A 21293-nucleotide genomic window follows, 5' to 3' on the forward strand; every position below is an offset into this window, starting at 1 on the left:
TCGAGCTGTAAAATAAACAATTTAACCCAATATGCCAAACTCGAAGATCAACATTTCGTTCAATATTGATGCGTGGACAGCGAATTCATTCGGTTTATCCGAATCCAATGAATGGAAACAATGGGCAACAGAGATAAAATGGCCAGAAGATGGCAAAATCAATGTTGCAAATATTCCTGCGATGATGCGCAGAAGAATGAGCCCACTCAGTAAACTGGCGGTACAAACTGCAATCGAAATGCTTAATCAACATCAAGTTGATTACCTTGTATTTTCAAGCCGTCATGGTGAACTGCATCGCAGCGTCGCACTAGTTGAAGATATAATTAATGGAGAAGAGGCGTCTCCGATGGCTTTTTCTCAATCGGTGCACAATACCGCCGCAGGGCTTGCCACTATCGCAACTAAACAACCCATTCCCCTAACTTCTATCGCTGCGGCAGAAAACACATTCCAAAGCGCAATATTAGAAGCATGGCTGTTTTTGTCCGACAATCCTGACAAAAAAGTACTGCTTGTTGATTTTGATGAGCCTATGCCTGACTCTTATTTAGAATATGAAAACCAACAATACCAAGGGTTTGGACTTGGCTTAATACTTTCTCATGGAGACAAGTTCGCGATACAAAGCTCCATAAACGCAGAACGTTCCGGTCATCCTCTTCCTCAAGGTTTAGTATTTTTGCAACAATACTTGTTAGATAAAAGCCAGTGGACTATTTTCGCTCCGCAACAAGCTTGGGAATGGCACAAAAAATGACTCGCTTAAATCAGTATTGGCGTGTGCTAGCAACAGGATTTTGTTTTTCAGTATTTGGGTTAGGTGGTTTAGTACTGAGTTTCATTGTTATTCCGACCATTCGTATTTTTGTTTCAGACCAAACGGAACGCGAATATAAAGTTCAGGGTGCGATTCGATATTCATTCAACACATTTTGTAAATTGATGAAGCTAAGTGGCGCAATCGATTATCAAATTATTGGTGCCGATATTCTTCAACAAGATCGTAATTGTTTAATTGTTGCCAACCACCCTAGTTTAATCGATTACGTTCTCATTGCTTCACAATTAAATCGCTGCGACTGTTTAGTAAAATCGGCAATATGGTCGAATCCTTTTATGAAGCACATCGTAAAAGCAGCCGGATATATTCCCAATGAAGCACCGGATGATTTATTAGCACTTTGTGATGAACGATTTAACAAAGGCAACGTGTTGCTTATATTTCCTGAAGGAACAAGAACAACACCAGGTGTAGAGCCGAAATTACAACGCGGTGCAGCACAAATTGCGGTAAGAACAGAACGAGATTTAAGAGTTGTCCATATTACGGTAACGCCAAGTTTCCTCACAAAAGAGAAAAAATGGTATCAAGTACCGGCAACAAAGCCCTTTTTCAGGGTTGAAGTTAAGGATAAAGTTGAGATTACCCCCTTTATAAAGCAAACTACGTCGCCGACAATAGCGGCGCGACGCTTACAACAGCACCTAGCTGAAAACATTTTTCCAGAAAACTTTTATTAATAAGCAGGTCCCAGTGGAACAGTTACACAACGACATTAAGCAACTTATTATTGATGCTTTAAACCTTGAAGATTTAACCGTAGATGATATTGAAACGGATGCACCACTTTTTGGTGATGGACTTGGCTTAGATTCTATCGACGCGCTTGAGCTTGGACTCGCAATAAAAAAACAATACAACATCGTTATTGATGCCGACGACTCAAATACGCGCGAACACTTTGCGTCTGTAGCAAATCTAGCGAAATACGTTTCTTCTCAAACTAATGAATAAGTTGTAGGTATATTCATGACTGATGTAAATAAAGATCAAGTATTTGAACAAGTTAAAGATGCGCTTGTTGAGCTGTTCGAAATTGACGCAGCCGACATTCAATCAGATGCGCACTTATACCAAGATCTCGATCTTGATAGCATTGACGCCGTTGATTTGGTCGTACACCTACAGAATGTCACTGGCAAAAAAATCAAGCCAGCAGAGTTTAGTGCAGTAAGAACCGTTGACGATGTGGTTAACGCTGTCACTGAGTTATTGAAGGAAAGTTAATGCGCCAATTGCTGACTGGTCTGTCTGCAATTGTACTGTTTGCCTACCCCTTCGCCGTCTATTTCGGTATAGATAAATTTGGCTTGAACTTAGTTGGGGGCTTGTTAATTGCTGCGTTACTTTTGCGTGTTTTCGTCGCAAATAAGACCCCACTAAAAGAGTTTAAGTTCTTGGCGCTCGTTACGGGCGCTGTTGGCATTGTCCTAATTACGCTTGGCATGGTGTTTAAACAACATGGGTGGCTTCAGTTTTACCCTGTCGTTGTCAATGTATGTATGCTGTGCGTATTTGGACTTAGCTTAAAACAGCCGCAATCGATCATAGAGAGGCTTGCTCGCTTGCAAGAACCCGACCTTCCGGCTAGTGGCGTGGCTTACACTCGCAAAGTGACGATGGTTTGGTGCGCCTTTTTTACGCTCAACGCTGCCGTTGCACTCTATACCTGTTTCCTACCAGTAAAAATATGGACGCTTTATAACGGCCTCATCAGCTACTTACTTGCTGGTGGCTTGTTCGCTGGAGAATGGATCGTGCGTCAATTTGTTCGAAAGGAACACTAATCGTATGAATACAACGTATTCGAGCTTTACCTCCCTAGCGACCTTGTTCATCGCAGAGAGGTCTGAGCAATCCCCAGTCTCTTACGATCGCGACACGGTTATCACGTGGGGTGATTTCCAGCAGCACGTCGCAACACTTGCTCAGCAGTTAGAAACCCAACCAACGCAAAACATTGCGTTGTGTTTTGGCAACAGCTACCTGTTTGCCGTTGGCTTTTTTGCTTGTTGTTATGCAGGAAAATCCATTGTATTACCTGGTAATTACCAACCAGAAGCACTCAAAGAGCTCAGTGAGCACTACGATTTGTTGCTGCATGATGCCGATGTCTCGGCTCCAGAACTCGTGAGCTCGCTTTTGATCGAAGCTCAATCATTGCTAGAAACCACCGTGATTAACGAGCCAGAGGCCAAACAACCTTATTTTTGGCGTGAATTAAACCTGGCGGAAATACCGGTAACGCTATTCACTTCGGGTTCAAGCGGCACACCAAAAGCCATTGCAAAAACGCTGAAACAGCTCGATATCGAAGTTTCTATTCTAGATAACCTATGGGGCGACACGGTTGCCAGCACACGCATTGAAAGCACCGTTTCTCATCAACACATTTACGGCTTGCTGTTCCGCGTATTGTGGCCTTTGTGCTCTGCACGTCCATTTTCAGCACACAACCTTGAGTTCCCAGAGCAAATTGTCCATCACGCTGATGCTGACACCACGCTAGTAAGCAGCCCTGCGTTACTAAAACGACTCAGTGAAGAGCACAATCCGGTTGCGATTCGGTGCGTATTTTCTTCTGGTGGTCCCTTGCCAAACCAAGCGGCGCAGCACAGCCAGCAGTTGTTTGGGTCACTTCCTATTGAAGTTTTTGGCAGCACAGAAACCGGCGGCATTGCTTACCGTCAGCAGCACGAAGCCAGTACTCCCTGGACGTTATTCCCTGGTGTTGAAGCCGAGCTTAACCATGAAAATTGTTTAAAGCTCCGCTCGCCACACATTGATGAAAACACTTGGTACCAAACTGCGGATGAATGCTATTTCCATGATAGTATTTCTTTTGAATTGCGTGGACGCACTGACCGAATCGTCAAAGTCGAAGAAAAGCGTATTTCCCTTGTCGAAGTGGAAAAACGTTTAGAGCAATTGCCGTGGATTCAAGAAAGCGTGGTGATCCCAATGGAAGAATCTGGTCGCCTCACGTTAGTCTCGATCATCGTACTTAACGATCAAGGCAGCGATGTGCTTAATGAACTTGGTAAAGGCAAATTTTGGCTTGAGCTTCGCAAGGCACTGCGCAATTGGCTAGAACCGATCGCTATCCCGAGAAAATTCCGAGTGGTCGACGAAATTCCATTGAACAGCCAAGGCAAACGCCAAGTTGCTGAAATTGAAAAACTATTCCAATAAAGCTAGTAACATGGATAAAAGAAAACCAACTATTCAGAATATTGAAGTGAGTGACCATACCGCGGAGCTGTCGCTGCGAGTGGATGCTGACATCTTAGATTTCCAAGGTCATTTCAATCACTTCCCTCTTTTACCCGGCGTCACTCAAATTGATTGGGCGTTGTTCTACGCCGTTCAATATTTGAACACTCCCAAGGTATTTAAAGGAATGGAAGTCATCAAATTTCAAGAGCCGATTCTGCCAAACGCCGACGTTTGTCTCTCACTCTCTTGGGTCAATGAGCGCGAGAAATTGACCTTTAAGTACACATCGACAAACGGTGAAACCTTGGTGACTCACTCGTCAGGCAAAATGAAACTAGGTGAGTCACGTGAGTGATTATCGCCCCTGCTTTTTAATTCCTTGCTACAACCACGGCAGCACAATTGCAGACGTGGTGGCATCGTTATCCTCTTTCGCTTTGCCAGTGCTGGTCGTGGACGACGGCAGCAATGAAGACACCAAACAAGAGCTTTCTGCTTTGAGTGAACAAGGGCTGATAAAACTGATTAGTTTGAGTGAAAACCAAGGCAAAGGTGGCGCGGTGATGGCAGGCCTACATCAAGCTCACCAACTTGGTTTTACGCACGCCATTCAAATCGACGCAGACGGTCAACACGACCTAGAAGCATTGCCGAAATTGCTCAGCGCCAGCGAAACAAAACCAGATAACCTGATTTCGGGCCAACCGATATACGACGAGAGCGTACCTAAATCCCGTTTGTATGGTCGCTACGCTACGCACGTGTGGGTGTGGATAGAAACCTTGTCACTATCTATCAAAGACAGCATGTGCGGTTTTCGCGCCTACCCAGTGGCGAAAACGGTCGCCGTGTTGAACAAGTACAGCATCGGCAAACGCATGGATTTTGATATCGAAATTCTAGTGCGAATGTATTGGGAAGGCGTCGACATTGATTTTGTTCCAACGCGCGTGATCTACCCTGAAGGTGGCATTTCCCACTTCGACGCATTGTGGGACAACGTCAAGATAAGCTGGATGCACACTCGCCTATTTTTTGGCATGTTGCCGCGCATTCCTTCGCTACTCGCCAGAAAGCGCCAAAACACAGATGACAGTAATGCCCACTGGTCGAAACGAAAAGAACAAGGCACGATTTTAGGCATCAAAACCTTACTCGCGGTTTACCGCTTGTTCGGCAGAAAAGCGTTTGACCTGATTTTAAAATTAGTCATGCGCTACTACCACTTCTCGGGGAAATCTGCCCGTGAAGCGTCTGAGGTTTACCTGCAAAACTTGCAGTACTACGCAACGCAGCAGAGCATCGCACTACCAAAACAGTTGGACAGCTATCATCATCTGCTTTCTTTTGGGCGAACCATGCTCGACAAACTGGCTGCCTGGCAAGGTGACTTTAACGTCGATAACCTAACCATTCACGGCCAGCATCATTTCGAAGAGATGGCGCAGAAAAAACAAGGCGTGCTCATTTTAGGCTCGCACCTTGGCAATATCGAACTCTGCCGCGCGCTTGGTCGTCGACACTCTCATGTCAAAATCAACGCCTTGGTATTTACCCAACACGCTGAACAATTTAATGCGGTAATGAAGGCGGTAAACCCAAACTCGGAACTGAATTTGATTCAAGTCAGCTCAATGGGACCAGACACCGCGATTCTGCTTCAACAAAAAATCGAGCAAGGCGAATGGGTGGTGATCGTTGGCGATCGCACTTCTACCAGCAAAGAAAATCGGGTCGTTTGGGCAGATTTTCTTGGTAAACCAGCGCCATTTCCGCAAGGCCCATTCATGCTGGCCTCGGTATTAAAAGCGCCGGTTTATCTACTCTTCGGCCTACGCGACGATGAAGCGAACACTCCGCATTTTAATGTGTACTTTGAACACTTTAGTGACCAAATCACGCTACCACGCAAGGAACGTCAGCAGGCACTAGAACACGTTGTTCAACAGTACGCACACAGATTAGAACACCACACACTGCAAGCGCCGTTACAGTGGTACAACTTTTTTAACTTCTGGACTTTAAGTAATCAGCCACATGACAAACAACAATAATCACAACATCACTTTTGGTGCCCAATCTTTAACCATCGAAGATGTCGTTGCCATTGCTCAAGGTGCAAAGGCAAACATGAACACCTCGCCAGAATTTACCGCGAAAATTGATCGTGGCGTGGCGTTTCTGGAACGATTACTGAAAGAAGAAGGCGTTATTTACGGCGTGACCACGGGTTACGGCGATTCATGCACTGTGGCGATTCCACCTGCTCTTGTGGATGAACTTCCGTTGCACCTTACGCGCTTCCATGGCTGTGGCTTAGGTCAAATCCTTTCTCATGAGCAAGCTCGTGCGGTGTTGGCGACACGTTTATGTTCATTGTCGCAAGGCGTATCTGGCGTGTCTCACGGTCTGTTGAACCAAATCGTTACGCTTATCAATCACGATATTGCGCCGCGTATTCCACAAGAGGGCTCGGTGGGCGCAAGTGGCGATTTAACTCCTTTGTCTTACCTAGCGGCGACCTTAATTGGCGAGCGTGAAGTGCTTTACAAAGGTGATGTGCGACCAACACAAGAAGTGTTTGCAGAGCTGGGCATTGAGCCAATTCGCCTAAAACCAAAAGAAGGTTTGGCGTTAATGAACGGTACATCAGTGATGACTGCCCTCGCCTGTCTTGCCTACAAACGCGCAGAATATCTAGCGCAGCTGAGCACCAAGATTACCGCGATGGTCTCTGTGGGTATGCAAGGTAATGACTTCCACTTTGATGAAGCGTTGTTTGCGGTAAAACCTCACCCTGGTCAACAGCAAGTTGCGGCTTGGCTGCGTGATGATCTCAATGCTGAACGTCCGCCACGCAATAGCGACCGACTGCAAGATCGTTACTCGCTGCGTTGTGCGCCACACGTGATTGGCATGGTGCAAGACTCACTGCCTTGGCTACGTCAATTGATTGAGAATGAACTAAATAGTGCCAACGACAATCCAATCATCGATGGCGACAATGAGCGCGTTCTGCACGGCGGTCACTTCTACGGTGGTCATATCGCAATGGCGATGGATACGTTGAAAGTGAACATTGCCAACTTAGCTGATTTGCTGGATCGTCAGATGGCGCAACTGATGGATTACAAGTTCAATAACGGCCTGCCGTTTAACTTAACCGGTGCAGAAGGCGAGCGTAAACCTATCAACCATGGCTTTAAAGCGGTTCAGATTGGTATCTCAGCTTGGACGGCAGAAGCGTTGAAAAACACCATGCCAGCGAGCGTTTTTTCTCGCTCAACCGAATGTCACAACCAAGACAAAGTGAGCATGGGCACCATTGCGGCTCGTGACTGCCTACGCGTACTTGAGTTAACAGAGCAAGTTGCTGCGGCTTCACTCCTAGCAAGCGTTCAAGCGGTTGAGATTCGTCGTCGTCATAACGAATTGGACGAACACCACATGAGTCAGAGTTTGCGAGTAATTCGTGACGCCGTACTGAGCGAGTTTGAATTTGTGATTGAAGATCGCCCGTTAGAACAAGATTTGCGTCATTTCATTGAACGCATTCAGCAACGTCATTGGCCACTCTACGCGGAGGTATAATGCAAGAGCAGGTTCTCTACCCATTAGAAGCGGAGGTGACTATGGTCACCTCATTCCAAGATGCTGACCCGATGGGCGTGATTTATCACGGCAACTTCTTTCGGTATTTTGAAGAAGCGCGTCGTGTGCTGATGGAGAAGATCCAATACAGCTATAGCGATATGCAAGACTCTGGGTACATGTGGCCGATCATCGACACGCGCGTAAAATACGTGAAGGCGATTCCGTTTAATCACACCATTCGCATTACCTCGCAACTCACGGAGTGGGAAAACCGCTTACGTGTGGATTACGTGATTTACGACGCCGAAACGAATCAACGTATGTGCAAAGCGCATACAACGCAAGTCGCCGTATCCATTGAAAAGCAAGAGATGTGCTTTGTTTCTCCAGCAGTCTTTTTAGATAAAGTAGAGCGATGGCACAACCATGGGAGCCTGAACTAATGCAAAAGTGGTTACTCTCTTTTTTGTTGATATTTTCTGTTCCAGCACTGGCCACACCGACAGCAAACGTAACGGATTTGGCGTCGCTTCAACAGCAGTTGTCTCAGCATGAAATAGTACGCGGAGATTTTACGCAGCAGCGTCATCTGGAAATGTTCAGTCAACCTCTAACCTCTAAAGGTCAGTTCACACTGAGCAAAACACATGGCTTGTTGTGGCAACAAACAGAACCTTTCGCAGTCAATTTGGTATTGACGGAAAACAAACTTCGTCAAACTTTTGCCGACCAAGCACCGAAAACGATCTCTGCACAAGAAAACCCAATGGCGTTCTACTTTAGCCATGTGTTTTTATCCGTGTTCCACGGGGATACTTCTGCACTGCAAGAACAGTTCACACTCGATTTTTCAGTTGAGAACAATCAATGGCAGCTCGTTTTAGTGCCAAAACAGTCGCCATTAAATGCGGTGTTTCAATCCATCACTCTTTCCGGTAAAACGCACATTGATCGCCTAACCCTACAAGAGCTGCGTGGCGATAAGACCGAAATCACGTTTACGAACCAGACCTCTCTACCTCAGGAACTCACGGATGCCGAAGACGCTCAATTCCGTTTCTAAACTCAGTCTCGGCACTCACACCTTTGCTATTGTTTGGCTCAATCTCGTTGTTTTAGCGGGCGCGTTGCTACTCAAACAATGGGTTTGGAGTGCAGAGTCTCCGATTGAGACCAACATTTTAAAACTGCTGCCTAAGAACCAACAAAACCCGGTGGCTGAGCAAGCCTTTGAGTCGGTCTCGGCAAGTATGAGCGACAAAGTCATTTTCGTGATCACAGCGCCAGACAAAAACGCCCTTTTTGCAACGGCCGCTGAATTTGATAAGGGTTTGCGTCAGAGTAATCATTTTCGCGATGTGGTGGGGAAAATCTCACCTCAAGAACAGCAAGCTTGGGCGAGTTACTACTTTAAGCACCGTTTCCAATTGCTGACGCCTGAACAACGAGAGCGTTTAAGCAAAAATCCAGAACAGCAAGTGCAGCATGTGATTCAGTCTCTGTACAACCCGTTTTCTGGAGTGACTGGGCAAGAGTTACAAAATGATCCTTTCTTGCTATTTCGTGATTATTTAAGCCAAGTTACCCAGCAATCGTCCTCTTTCCGATTGGATAACGGCTATCTGTCCGTCGAAAAAGACGGTGCTCAATACTTGCTTATTACTGCTGAGCTAAAAGACTCGCCTTATAGCCTAACTGGGCAACTTGCAGTCCCTGATATTCAAGCGCTAGAGCAAAGCGTCGCGCAGAAATATGGCGCTGAAGTCGCACATACTGGCGTTCTATTTTACGCCGACTTTGGTACGCAAAGTGCAAAATCGGAGATCAGTACCATCGGTGTGTTCTCTCTGCTCGGTATCATTGCATTTTTCGTATTGGTCTTTCGTAGTGTGGTGCCACTGTCTCTCGCACTGCTTTCAATCACCATTGGCTTGCTCGTTGCGTTGTCCGTTACGACGTGGATTTTTGGAAAAGTCCATCTGTTCAGCTTAGTGTTTGGCGCAAGTTTGATCGGCGTGTCTATCGACTACGCATTCCACTACCTAACCGAACGCCTTGCGGCGGGAAATGAATGGGATAGCGAGCAAGGGTTAAAGCATATTTTCATAGCGATCACACTTGGCTTAATCACCAGTTTGATCGGCTATTTGGGCATGTTAGTGGCGCCGTTTCCTGGTTTGCAGCAGCTTGCGCTGTTTTCATCCATTGGTCTGATTGCCGCTTACATCACAGTGGTAGCTTGGTATCCGATACTGGCTCGTAACCCATCGCGCACCATTTCGAATTTACCGGGACAATCACTGTTGGCGAAATGGTTAACACTTTGGAATCAACCTCGAATTAAAGTCGGATTACCGATGTTATGTGTGGTTGCGAGTGGTTTTTTCTTGCTGCAATTGAACTACGATGACGACATTCGTCTGCTGCAAACGATGCCGAACGATCTCAAGCAGCAAGAAACCTTGATTACGACGCTCAGTGGCATGCAATCTTTGCAGCAAATGTTGGTCGTTACCGCCGACGATGACGAAAACCTAATGAAAAAGCTGGAGTCTTTGACACCAACTTTAGAAGCGTGGAAAGCGGACAGCACCATCGAAAGCTACCAGAGCCTGAGCCGCTACTTGAGCTCAGTGGAACGTCAGCAACAAGACTATCAATTGATTCGCGATCTTTACGCGACACAATCCAGCCCACTTACTTCCGGGCTGGGCTTAAGTAAAAAGCCCAAAATGGACGCCGACTTTATCCCTGTTACGGTTGAACAGTACTTGCAAAACCCGGTATCAGCGCCTGTACGTTTTCTTCATTTGGGTAAAATTAAAGAAAAATCGGCAACGGTAGTGGTGTTAAACCAATTGCAAGACTCCGCTGTTGTTAAGGCATTTGCCAAATCACAGTCTGATGTTGTCTACCTAAACAAAGCTGAAGAAATATCCACCCTATTTGGTGAATACCGAATCAAAATCATGGAGCTATTGGCAGCCGCCAGTGCTGTGATCTTTCTGGTATTAATCAAGCGGTACGGTCTGCAACACAGTTGCCGAGTTTTACTGCCATCATTGATTGCTTGCGCCTGCGGTCTTGCAACTGCTGTCGCGATGGGAACAACATTAAACCTGTTCAACTTGCTTGGCTTGGTGCTCATTCTTGGTATAGGGATCGATTACACTCTGTTCTTTGCCGAGAAAGCCCGCAGTGTGAGCACACTATTGGCGATCACCCTTTCGGCAATGACCACTGTGTTGTCATTTGGATTGCTGTCACTCAGCCAAACTCACGCGATTCACAGTTTTGGCATTACGGTGTTAAGTGGTATTTTTGTCGCTTGGCTGCTCTCTCCGATTGCAATTAAAACAGAGGAAACGACGTCATGATTTTCAATCACGCCTTTCGCTGCGCGACGTTATTCGCACTGAGCCTGTTTTTAAGTGCATGCAGCTTGGTCCCTCACCAATCGACGCCTCAGGTCGACATTGACGAGCACACCCAAGTTAGCTTACCCACTCCCGCAAGCTTGGGCTATCAGTTGTCTGCCAGTCAGTTAATTACGGCTTCTTGGGCAATAGATGGTAAAACCACATCTGAGCAACTTCCGGTACAACTGCAAGTGACCAACAACGAAGTGGTGCTGGCAGGCTTCTCACCCTGGGGGACAAGAGTACTCTCACTGTCTTACGATGGAGAACAAATTCAAACCGAAGTGCTCAACGGTTTACAAGGTTCGCTACCGCAGCCAGAACAGGTATTATTTAACCTGATGATCACGCTCTGGCCGAGTTCCGCTTGGGAAGGATCGTTAAATGAGGTAAGGTGGCGAATTATTGATAAAAATAATTCTCGCGCCATCTTTGATAGCGACGGTGAAAAGATCATTGAGATTCAATACAGCTCTTCTAACAAGTTAGAGGGTAAGATTGATTTTCATCACCTCAAACATCAGTTTTCAATTTCTATTCAAACACTGCAACATCAGATTAATTAAGAACAATTTAGAATAACAATATGCCTATTCGCTCTTCTCAACCTTTGTATATTCAGGCCTGTGGCTTTCACTCTGCCATGGGACAAGATGATGCGCTCATCCACCAGTGTTTATCGGGAGCGAAGCCATCCAACATGGTGGTTGACCGAGATATTTTAAATTCAGGCCGCCAAACAGTAATCGGTAGAATCGCACAGACGTTACCGCAATTACCACCCGCACTCAGCCAGTTTGATACGAGAAACAACCGCCTCGCACTTTCGGCTTTGCAGCAAATCGAAGGCGACGTGCGTGACGCCATTGCTAAATATGGTCGTGACCGTATCGCGGTCGTGATCGGCACCAGCACATCTGGCATTTCAGATGGCGAAATCGCATTTGGTGAAAAGCTGGCAAACGGTAATTTTCCTGTCGACTACCATTACACCAAACAAGAGCTTGGCAACTGCAGCGATTTTATTGCCGCCTACTTTGATTTGAGCGGCCCACATTACTCAGTTTCAACCGCCTGTTCTTCTAGTGGTCGTGTCTTTTTAACCGCGCAACGCCTGATTCGCTCTGGCATTGTTGATGCGGTCATTGTGGGTGGTGTGGATAGCATTTGTCGCCTCACACTAAACGGCTTTAACGGTTTAGAAGCTCTATCCGATACTCTTTGCAAACCGTTTGACCAACATCGTAACGGCATCAATATCGGCGAAGCCGCAGCATTAATGTTGCTAAGCAAAACACCTGCGCCCGTTGCTCTTCTCGGTGCTGGCGACAGCTCAGACGCACACCATATTTCCGCACCACATCCAGAAGGGTTGGGCGCAGAAGAAGCGATGAAAAAAGCGTTGGCCAATGCAGGACTTACAGCGCAAGACATTGGTTACATCAACGCGCATGGCACAGCAACGCCGTTAAACGATGCGATGGAAAGCAAAGCCATTCATCGCTGCTTTGGTGACTCCGTTCCCGTCAGCTCGACAAAGCCACTTACCGGACACACATTAGGCGCAGCAAGTGCAACGGAAGCCGCGATCGCTTGGCATATTCTCAAGTACAACCTTGATTTGCCAATACAGCACTGCGAAACCAAAGCAGACGATATCCATATATCGTTAGTTGAGACGCCAACCAAACTCGGTAACAAAGCGATTCTCAGCAACTCTTTTGCTTTTGGTGGCAATAATATTAGTCTTATTTTTGGTTACGCTCATGACTAAACTTCCTCCCATCGAACAACTTTTGCCACACGACAAACCAATGATCTTGGTCGATCGTGCTTTGGATGTTCAACAAGATACGATTCACTGCCAGGTTGATATCGCAGAACACAACCCGTTCTTCGACTCGGCCTCTCAAACTGTGCCAGCTTACGTTGGCATTGAGTTTATGGCGCAATCTGTCGCGGCGTGGTCTGGTTACCACGCATTAATGAAAGAACAAGCGCCACCGATTGGCTTTTTACTTGGTAGCCGTCGATACACGTCTGAATGCGATACGTTTTCTCGCGGACAGGTGCTCGATGTGTATGCTGAAAAAGTTATGGAAGATAACGGTATGGCGGTTTTTTCAGCCCGTATTGAGCTACAAGGAACTGTTGTAGCGACTTGCCAATTGAACGTTTACGTTCCATCAGAAGAAAAATTACAAGAAATGAAAATCAGGAGTCAACAATGACCCGACAAGTCCTCGTTACAGGTGCCAGCAAAGGCATCGGTAAAGCCATTGCCGTTCAATTAGCCAAAGATGGTTTCCAAGTCATTGTCCATTACATGGGCGATCAGCAAGGCGCGCAAGACACCCTAAACACCATCGAACAGCATGGTGGTAGCGGTCGTCTTATCCAATTCGACATCAGTGACCGTGCAGATTGTCGTGAGAAGCTCGAAGCCGATATCGCCGAACACGGCGCTTACTATGGCGTCGTAAACAACGCTGGCATCACAAAAGATACCGCTTTCCCTGCGATGACCGAAGAAGAATGGGATGGTGTGATTCATACCAACTTAGATAGCTTCTACAACGTTCTTCACCCTTGTGTTATGCCAATGGTGCAAAAGCGCAAAGGCGGCCGAATTGTTACGCTTGCATCAGTCTCTGGCCTAATGGGGAATCGTGGTCAAACTAACTACAGCGCAGCGAAAGCGGGCGTAATTGGTGCAACAAAATCACTCGCGCTTGAACTGGCAAAACGCAAAATCACCGTCAACTGCGTTGCTCCAGGGCTTATCGACACAGGCATGGTAGACGAACACGTGAAAGAACACGCGATGCCGCAAATTCCTTTGCGCCGCATGGGAGAGCCAGAAGAAGTTGCTGGTTTAGTCAGTTACCTTATGTCTGACATCGCAGGCTATGTAACTCGCCAAGTCATTTCGGTAAACGGAGGCCTAGTATGAGCCGTCGAGTTGTTGTAACCGGAATGTCAGGCGTGACTGCGTTTGGTAACGATTGGCAATCTGTCGAACCAAAACTGCGTGATTGCCAGAACGCGACGCAATACATGCCTTCTTACGAACAGTATGATGGTTTGAACACCAAGCTCGCGGCACCAATTTTAGATTTTGAACTGCCAAAGCACTACAAGCGCAAGCAAGTACGCGGCATGGGGCGTGTTTCCAAATTGGCGACCGTCGCAACAGAAAACGCACTAAGCCAAGCAGGTTTGATTGGTAACGACGTACTCACCAATGGTCAAACGGGTATCGCATACGGCTCATCAACAGGCAGTACTGACGCAATCGGCGCATTTGGTGTCATGCTGAATGAGAAAACCACTAAAGCGATCACCGCAACGACTTACGTGCAAATGATGCCGCATACTACGGCAGTGAACGTTGGTCTATTTTTCGGTTTGAAAGGCCGAGTGATCCCAACCAGCAGTGCATGTACTTCTGGCAGCCAAGCAATCGGCTATGCCTACGAAGCGATCAAACACGGCTACCAAACGGTGATGGTTGCTGGTGGCGCTGAAGAATTGTGCCCAACGGAATCTGCTGTCTTCGATACCCTTTTTGCCACCAGTCTGAAGAATGAAGACCCGAAAAGCACACCAAGACCTTATGACTCCGATCGCGATGGTTTGGTGATTGGTGAAGGTGCGGGAACGCTAGTTCTGGAAGAGTACGAACACGCCGTCGCTCGTGGCGCGAAAATCTATGCAGAAATCATCGGTTTTGCCAGCAACTGTGATGCCGCACACGTCACTCAACCACAGATGGAAACCATGCAAATCTGTATGGAAATGGCTTTGCAAAACGCGGGGATTCCTGCTGAGAAGATCGACTATGTATCTGCTCACGGCACTGCCACCGACCGCGGCGATATTGCGGAAAGCAACGCAACAGCGAATGCTCTGGGCAAAGTGCCAATCAGTTCACTCAAGAGCTACTTTGGCCACACACTAGGCGCCTGTGGCGCGATTGAAGCGTGGCTAGGTTTAGAAATGATGCACACAGGTTGGTTTAACCCAACGCTCAACCTAGAAAACCTCGACGAGCAATGTGGCGATTTAGACTACATCGCCGGACAAGGCCGAGAGCTGGACGTGAAATATTTGATGAGTAACAACTTCGCCTTTGGCGGCATCAACACCTCCATCATCTTTAAAAAGATGTAATGCCCTTAATAAATGCAAAAGCGCTGGTTAACCAGCGCTTTTTTGTTGGTGGCTATCCAGATTGCTAGAAATTGCAATGGCTAGAATGCCATTCAAAAGTTGTAGATAGAGTGGCAATTACAGCCAAAAACCTAAAAACGACAAAGCCCCGACAACTCAAAGAGTTATCGAGGCTTTTGAATAAATGGCACGCCCTATTGGATTCGAACCAATGACCACATCCTTAGAAGGGACGTGCTCTATCCAGCTGAGCTAAGGGCGCGCTACAGGGACAGGATTATACGAGTTCAAACGGGTAAATCAACGGGTTTTCATAACATTCTGATCTGAATGCCTAAAAAAAGTCCATTAAAACGCTTAATGTTCAAAAACACCACAAAGCAAACGTTTGCGTATGGATGTTAATAAGAAATTCTGCGACAATGCGCCGCAGATAATCTGCCTTCTTAATTTATAAGGAAAGTCATGACTGCTCAAAATATAGACGGAACTCTCATTTCCCAAACTGTTCGATCCGAAGTGGCTGCACGTGTTAAAGCACGTGTTGAAGCTGGGCTACGTGCTCCTGGTTTAGCAGTGGTTCTAGTTGGTGAAGATCCTGCTTCTCAGGTTTATGTCGGTAGCAAACGCCGCGCATGTGAAGAAGTTGGGTTTGTTTCTAAGTCTTTTGACCTTCCTGCGTCTAGCTCAGAAGAAGAGTTACTAGCTCTGATTGATGAATTAAACAACGATGATGAAATTGACGGCATTCTAGTGCAATTACCCCTTCCTGCGGGCATAGACACAACACATGTTTTAGAGCGCATTCACCCAGAGAAGGACGTGGATGGCTTCCATCCTTACAACGTTGGTCGTCTTGCGCAGCGTATTCCAAAGCTTCGCTCTTGCACGCCAAAGGGCATAATTACCCTACTCGACCGTTACAACATTGAGCTACGTGGTAAACATGCGGTTGTGGTTGGTGCATCAAACATTGTTGGTCGTCCAATGACACTTGAGCTGCTGCTTGCGGGCTGCACAACAACAACATGTCACCGTTTTACCAAAGACCTAGAGAGTCATGTGCGTCAAGCTGACGTTGTCGTGGTTGCGGTTGGTAAGCCTAACTTTATCCCTGGTGAGTGGATTAAAAAAGGCGCAGTGGTGGTCGATGTCGGTATTAACCGTCTTGATTCAGGCAAACTAGTTGGCGACGTGGAGTACGACAAAGCACGTGAAAGTGCGAGCTTTATTACTCCTGTTCCTGGTGGCGTTGGCCCAATGACCGTCGCAAGTTTAATTGAGAACACGATGCTCGCTTGCGAACAGTTCCACACAGACAAATAACGTAAAACTTCAGATACGAAAAAGGCTCCGCAAGGAGCCTTTTTGCTAATTGTTGATATCTATTTCAATTACAGACTTAAAATCACGCCCGCAATCGAAGCGCTCATTAAGTTCGCCATGACACCAGCGATAATCGCACGGAAACCATGCTTAGAAACAAATGCACGCTTTTCTGGTACCAATGAGCCCAACCCACCAATCAGCATCGCCATGCTTGAGATGTTTGCAAAGCCACACAAAGCAAACGTCACGATTGCTTGTGAGTGTTCACTAAGTTGAGACTTCACTTCTGCAAGCTGGATGAAAGCGACGAACTCATTCACCACAATCTTGTTACCAATTAGCGAGCCTGCTGTGGTTGCTTCTTGCCATGGTATACCCAACAACCAAGCGACTGGCGCAAACACAAAACCTAGGATGAGCTCAAAACTTAAGGGGGTCCCAATAAGATCACCTATCCAGCCTAACATGCCGTTTAGCATTGCAATGACACTAATAAACGCCAGTAACGTACCACCGACCGATACAGCAATGCGTACACCCGCCATGGCACCATCGGCTAATGCTTCTACTACGTTGGTTGCACGTGGAATTTCAACTTGGCTAATGTCGATATCTGCTGCTTTATCCGTATCTTCTGGCATTAAAATTTTTGCCATCAACAAGCCGGCAGGTGCTGACATAAATGCAGCAGCAATAAGATAGTTGAGGTCGACACCCAGTGATGCGTAACCAACCAACGTTCCGCCAGCAACTGACGCTAAACCACCTGTCATAACTGCAAAGAACTGCGAGTCAGTCATGTGTTTTAGGTAAGGCTTTACCATTAATGGTGCTTCAATGGTGCCAACAAAGATATTCGCCGTAGCAGACAAAGACTCAGCACGACCGATACCCAGCAGCTTTTGAATACCACCACCGATAAAGTTAATGATTTTTGGCATCACACCAATGTGATAAAGACCTGAGATAAGAGAGGAGAAGAAAACGATGATACCCAGAACATTGATCGCAAAGGTGAAGCCCCCTGTCGCCAAATTACCGAATAAAAACGCAATGCCCTCTTGACCATAGTTGATCAAATTCGACACAACACTGCTCACTGAATTCAGCGCATCTCGTCCTGCTGGTACATATAAAACCAACAACGCAAACAGTACCTGCAAAGCAAACGCAAACGACACCGTTCTCAGCTTTATATTTTTTCTATTTGTAGAAAGTAGCCATGCTAGGAATAGTATGGCTACGATACCAATAATTGAGTTCATAAAATGAATCCGACAGAAGGGGGATATGGAAGGCACCGGATTGTATAGCGGACTCAAAATGCTGCAAGTTGAGGATGTTAACAGTGTGAAAAGTTTAAGCGACCAATAACTGACCAACAAAATAACCAATTGAATTTATTAAAGATAAACGTTTGCTTATTTTAATTATTTCCATATGGAAAATATGTTTCTGGTTCAGGAAAAATTTTTGTGAAGTGAATCACCTTATGTGTCGTTCTACAACGTCATTGATCCTGTTATTTAGGAATAGAGATGTAAGGCGCCAAACGTTGGTCCCAATGACAAGGGTTGCCGATCTTCTGTTTGATAAAGTTAATCACTGCGGATATTTTTTTTGGCATATGCTGGCGGCTTGGGTATACCGCATAAAACGGCATCGACTGGCTGGCTTTCCAGTCAGGTAACAGCTGTATTAACTTACCCGTTCTAAACTCATCCCCCAGCAAGTAAGTGGCAAGGTAGGCAATACCCCAACCTGCAATAGCCGCATCCCGAACGGCTTCTGCCAGATCCACTGAATAGTTACCCGAGACTTTTACATTCAATTCTTGCTGATCTTTGGTAAACGCCCACCCCGTATAGTCACGCTCCCAGCTTCTGTATATGAGGCAGTTGTGAGCAGATAGGTCATCCGGTTCTGCTGGCGTGTCATGTTTCAATAAGTAATCTGGCGATGCCGCAACAACAAACTGGCAATCCGTCAAACGCTGCGCAATGTAACCTTCAGGCAAATGCTCGTTGTTGGTTACCCATAAATCGAGCCCTTCGGCTAACATATCGACCTTATAGTCAAACAGATGTACTTCCACTTGAAGTTGAGGATACAGTTCGCGTAACTCTTGAATCGCTGGAATAATGTGTAAGGTACCAAATGATTGCGACAACCCAAGACGTACCAAACCTGCTACTTCATCCCGCTGGGTTTCCATCTCTAATGTGGCGCTGCTCACCGCTTGTACCACTTGCTCACAGTGATGAAAAAAGGTTTTCCCTGCCTCAGTCGGCGTAAAGCTTCGCGTAGTGCGTTGAACAAGCTTGATACCAAGAGACGCTTCTAACTGACTCAACTGTTTGCTCACATGAGACACCGACACGCCTAAGCTCTTTGCAGCAGCTGTGAAGCTTTTGTGTTTAAGAAGAGCGGAGAAAATCACCATTTGTGCGGCACGTTCAGATAACACGCTTTACCTCGATTTGGTTATAGAAAAAACAAAGGGCTCCGAAGAGCCCTTGTATTGAAGACTGAATGCCAAATTGTTTGATGGCAGATCAGTATTTAATGCGGTCAGCCAAGTGACTCACAGCAAGTGCGAAGTAGTAAGAGCGGTTCCACTTCATCAATACGTTGTAGTTATTGTAAACCAGATACGTACGACCATTCTCGTCGTCCGGCATGATCAACCATGCTTTGATGTCTTCATCCAGTTTTGGCAAAGGGCTACCGTCATATTTTGTGATACCTAATTGGCTCCACTCTTGAAGGTATTTGCCTTTTTCAGCCGTGCGCCCTTCTAGGCTGCGATCAATATTTTTAGGAACCTTAACTTGGCGACCCCAAGTATATTTATCATCCCAACCAGACTTGCTCAAATAGTTAGCGGTTGATGCAAACACGTCCGCTTCAGATTGCCATATGTCTTTTTTACCATCACCGTTGCCGTCAGCAGCAAAACGAAGGAAAGAGCTTGGCATAAACTGGCATTGACCCATCGCACCAGCCCATGAGCCTTTAAAGTTCTCTAGCTCAATATGGCCTTGATCGAGGATCTGAAGTGCCGACATGGTCTCTTTACGGAAAAACTCTTCACGACGGCCTTCAAATGCCATTGTGGATAGTGCATCAATCACTTTAAAGTTGCCGGTAAACTTACCAAAGTTACTTTCAACTCCCCAAAGTGCCACAATAAAGCGCGGGTGGACACCGTACTCATCGCCTATACGCTTTAGCTCAGTGTAATGCTCTTTGTAGAGTTGTCTGGCTTGCTTCACCTTCCATTCAGGCACCGCGCGAGGAATGTACTCATCCAATGTCAGTTTCTTTTCTGGTTGGTTTCGGTCCGCTTTTACTGCTCGGGGCTTGTACTCAACATTAGCAAAAGCAGCACTAATGACCTGCTCTGAGATACCTTTATCACGAGCTTCAGCACGCAGCTTATTCAAGTATTCATCAAAACCCTCGCTACTTGCAAAAGCCGAGGTACACATACCAACGCTAAGCATGGTAGCCAGTATTTTTTTCATATTGCCCTCCTTGAGCAAGGCAGAAATCCCAGATGAAAAACGATGACGTTATTCGCCTTTCTGCTGGGCTTTTTGTTCTTTGTACTTTTCTAATAGGTTCTCCGGCGGCGGTGGAACCTGAAGAAAGAAGCCATCATTTTGTAATGAAGCCTTCACTTTTTCGATATCAACTTGTGCCAATTTACGGCCATCAAGTTTAATCGTCATGACAGCGATAGGCTTACCGAACATCTGCATTAAGGTGTCAGGAACCTGTGAAAAATCATCCTTTTTCGGAATATAGAGATAAGTACCTTCTTTTTTCGAGCTTTTATAAATAGAACAAAGCATGACACGCCTTTTATGCTGATTTAGCCGCGTTGAGTGCGGATTAGGTTGTAAACGTCAAATTCTCGCAAACTTAATAGCAAATTTGAGATTAATTCACCTATTTGCCCCCGAGAGAACTTGCTGCGTCAAAGGATGAAATATAACATGACATACCTAGTTTAAGGCAACGCTCTTTCAATAAAGGCAAGAAGTCCACGATGACCCATTCACCAGACCTTAAAGGTAGCAGTTTTACATTGTCAGTTTTACACCTTTCTGACAATGAGATCGCAAAAACTGTCGAATTTTTGCAAGAAAAAGTTTCTCAAGCACCTTCTTTTTTTGCATCCGCGCCTTTGGTAATCAATATAGCAAAAGTACAAGGCGACATTGATTTCCCTAAGCTTAAACAAGGCATCTCAGATGCTGGTTTTATTCCGGTCGGTGTAACGGGCTGTAAAGACAAGCGTGTACAAAACCTTGCTTCCGAAGCTGGCTTCGCCATTATGTCGGCGAGCAAATCGCCAAGCCAAGCACCTGCCAAAATGGCACCAACGAAAGTAGTTCGTACGCCTGTCCGCTCAGGACAACAGATCTACGCAAAAGATGGTGATTTGGTGGTGCTAGCGCACGTAAGTGCAGGTGCTGAAGTCATTGCTGACGGCTCTATTCATATCCATGGCACACTTCGAGGTCGTGCGATTGCAGGAGCAAGTGGTCAGCAGGAAGCGCGTATTATTTGCCACGATTTACAAGCAGAACTGGTATCCATTGCGGGTGACTACTGGTTAAGCGATCAAATTGAAAGCGAGTACTGGCAAAAGAAAGTAATGATCAGTAAAGCCGATGAATCATTACATTTAGAAGTTCTCGCGATTTAAT

23 protein-coding genes and 1 tRNA gene are annotated in these 21293 nt (G+C 46.2%); 19 read left to right on the top strand and 5 right to left on the bottom strand.

The window, feature by feature from the left end:
- Positions 1-31: 31 nt before the first annotated feature.
- The 17 genes from R8N46_RS17770 to R8N46_RS17850 are packed head-to-tail and all read left to right on the top strand — an operon-like array spanning position 32 to position 15246.
- The gene (locus tag R8N46_RS17770) at positions 32-760 is read left to right on the top strand and encodes a beta-ketoacyl synthase chain length factor (protein ID WP_017819930.1); all 729 of its coding nucleotides are present in this window, start codon (positions 32-34) and stop codon (positions 758-760) included.
- Positions 757-1524, top strand: coding sequence for a lysophospholipid acyltransferase family protein (locus tag R8N46_RS17775; protein WP_005388305.1), 768 nt, complete (start codon positions 757-759; stop codon positions 1522-1524). The genes R8N46_RS17770 and R8N46_RS17775 overlap by 4 nt, the downstream gene beginning before the upstream one ends.
- 13 nt (positions 1525-1537) lie before the next feature.
- Complete coding sequence (locus R8N46_RS17780; RefSeq protein WP_005382278.1) at positions 1538-1798, top strand: phosphopantetheine-binding protein; 261 nt, start codon at positions 1538-1540, stop codon at positions 1796-1798.
- Positions 1799-1813: 15 nt separating this feature from the next.
- On the top strand, positions 1814-2071 hold the full coding sequence (locus R8N46_RS17785) for an acyl carrier protein (protein ID WP_005382279.1): 258 nt from the start codon (positions 1814-1816) through the stop codon (positions 2069-2071).
- The gene (locus tag R8N46_RS17790; RefSeq protein ID WP_025766967.1) at positions 2071-2631 is read left to right on the top strand and encodes a hypothetical protein; all 561 of its coding nucleotides are present in this window, start codon (positions 2071-2073) and stop codon (positions 2629-2631) included. The genes R8N46_RS17785 and R8N46_RS17790 overlap by 1 nt, the downstream gene beginning before the upstream one ends.
- A 4-nt stretch (positions 2632-2635) precedes the next feature.
- Positions 2636-4036 (top strand): AMP-binding protein, encoded by a 1401-nt coding sequence (locus R8N46_RS17795; protein WP_206959867.1) that lies wholly within the window; start codon positions 2636-2638, stop codon positions 4034-4036.
- A 10-nt stretch (positions 4037-4046) separates the two neighbouring features.
- Positions 4047-4415, top strand: coding sequence for a hypothetical protein (locus R8N46_RS17800; protein WP_005382282.1), 369 nt, complete (start codon positions 4047-4049; stop codon positions 4413-4415).
- Positions 4408-6114, top strand: a complete 1707-nt coding sequence (locus R8N46_RS17805; RefSeq protein ID WP_181881279.1) for a glycosyltransferase family 2 protein — start codon at positions 4408-4410, stop codon at positions 6112-6114. The genes R8N46_RS17800 and R8N46_RS17805 overlap by 8 nt, the downstream gene beginning before the upstream one ends.
- The gene (locus tag R8N46_RS17810) at positions 6098-7651 is read left to right on the top strand and encodes an HAL/PAL/TAL family ammonia-lyase (RefSeq protein WP_115385819.1); all 1554 of its coding nucleotides are present in this window, start codon (positions 6098-6100) and stop codon (positions 7649-7651) included. The genes R8N46_RS17805 and R8N46_RS17810 overlap by 17 nt, the downstream gene beginning before the upstream one ends.
- Entirely contained in the window at positions 7651-8097 is a 447-nt protein-coding gene (locus R8N46_RS17815) for an acyl-CoA thioesterase (protein WP_115385818.1), read from the top strand. Before R8N46_RS17810 ends, R8N46_RS17815 begins: the two co-directional genes overlap by 1 nt.
- A complete protein-coding gene (locus R8N46_RS17820) occupies positions 8097-8717 on the top strand; it encodes a LolA family protein (RefSeq protein ID WP_025517803.1) in 621 nt (206 codons plus the stop codon). The genes R8N46_RS17815 and R8N46_RS17820 overlap by 1 nt, the downstream gene beginning before the upstream one ends.
- Positions 8689-11031 (top strand): MMPL family transporter, encoded by a 2343-nt coding sequence (locus tag R8N46_RS17825; RefSeq protein WP_213972521.1) that lies wholly within the window; start codon positions 8689-8691, stop codon positions 11029-11031. The genes R8N46_RS17820 and R8N46_RS17825 overlap by 29 nt, the downstream gene beginning before the upstream one ends.
- Entirely contained in the window at positions 11028-11639 is a 612-nt protein-coding gene (locus R8N46_RS17830) for a DUF3261 domain-containing protein (RefSeq protein WP_318098489.1), read from the top strand. The genes R8N46_RS17825 and R8N46_RS17830 overlap by 4 nt, the downstream gene beginning before the upstream one ends.
- 20 nt (positions 11640-11659) lie before the next feature.
- Complete coding sequence (locus R8N46_RS17835) at positions 11660-12847, top strand: beta-ketoacyl-[acyl-carrier-protein] synthase family protein (RefSeq protein ID WP_005382292.1); 1188 nt, start codon at positions 11660-11662, stop codon at positions 12845-12847.
- Entirely contained in the window at positions 12840-13304 is a 465-nt protein-coding gene (locus R8N46_RS17840) for a hotdog family protein (RefSeq protein WP_017634799.1), read from the top strand. The genes R8N46_RS17835 and R8N46_RS17840 overlap by 8 nt, the downstream gene beginning before the upstream one ends.
- Positions 13301-14026, top strand: coding sequence for a 3-oxoacyl-ACP reductase FabG (gene fabG / locus R8N46_RS17845; protein WP_005388326.1), 726 nt, complete (start codon positions 13301-13303; stop codon positions 14024-14026). Before R8N46_RS17840 ends, fabG begins: the two co-directional genes overlap by 4 nt.
- Positions 14023-15246: a beta-ketoacyl-ACP synthase gene (locus R8N46_RS17850; RefSeq protein WP_025508283.1), complete on the top strand. Its 1224-nt coding sequence runs from the start codon at positions 14023-14025 to the stop codon at positions 15244-15246. Before fabG ends, R8N46_RS17850 begins: the two co-directional genes overlap by 4 nt.
- Before the next feature lie 185 nt (positions 15247-15431).
- On the opposite strand, the gene R8N46_RS17855 is transcribed toward R8N46_RS17850, so the two are convergent.
- Positions 15432-15508, bottom strand: a tRNA-Arg gene (locus R8N46_RS17855).
- Between the two features lie 203 nt (positions 15509-15711).
- On the opposite strand from R8N46_RS17855, the gene folD reads away from it, so the two are divergent.
- Positions 15712-16572, top strand: coding sequence for a bifunctional methylenetetrahydrofolate dehydrogenase/methenyltetrahydrofolate cyclohydrolase FolD (gene folD / locus R8N46_RS17860; protein WP_005382297.1), 861 nt, complete (start codon positions 15712-15714; stop codon positions 16570-16572).
- Positions 16573-16640: 68 nt separating this feature from the next.
- Here folD and R8N46_RS17865 read toward each other — a convergent pair whose 3' ends face one another.
- The 4 genes from R8N46_RS17865 to R8N46_RS17880 all read right to left on the bottom strand — a co-directional run bounded on the left by R8N46_RS17865 (position 16641) and on the right by R8N46_RS17880 (position 20432).
- Positions 16641-17840 (bottom strand): NupC/NupG family nucleoside CNT transporter, encoded by a 1200-nt coding sequence (locus R8N46_RS17865; protein ID WP_005382298.1) that lies wholly within the window; start codon positions 17838-17840, stop codon positions 16641-16643.
- Positions 17841-18097: 257 nt separating this feature from the next.
- A complete protein-coding gene (locus R8N46_RS17870; protein ID WP_005382299.1) occupies positions 18098-19042 on the bottom strand; it encodes a LysR family transcriptional regulator in 945 nt (314 codons plus the stop codon).
- Between the two features lie 88 nt (positions 19043-19130).
- Positions 19131-20102: a lytic transglycosylase domain-containing protein gene (locus R8N46_RS17875; protein WP_005388330.1), complete on the bottom strand. Its 972-nt coding sequence runs from the start codon at positions 20100-20102 to the stop codon at positions 19131-19133.
- Positions 20103-20150: 48 nt separating this feature from the next.
- A complete protein-coding gene (locus R8N46_RS17880; protein WP_005382303.1) occupies positions 20151-20432 on the bottom strand; it encodes a YcgL domain-containing protein in 282 nt (93 codons plus the stop codon).
- A 197-nt stretch (positions 20433-20629) separates the two neighbouring features.
- Between R8N46_RS17880 and minC the strand changes: the two genes are divergently transcribed.
- Positions 20630-21292, top strand: a complete 663-nt coding sequence (gene minC / locus R8N46_RS17885; RefSeq protein ID WP_005382304.1) for a septum site-determining protein MinC — start codon at positions 20630-20632, stop codon at positions 21290-21292.
- Position 21293: the final 1 nt, after the last annotated feature.

The sequence above is a fragment of the Vibrio sp. 1874 genome (assembly GCF_033344395.1).
Lineage (GTDB): Bacteria > Pseudomonadota > Gammaproteobacteria > Enterobacterales > Vibrionaceae > Vibrio > Vibrio alginolyticus.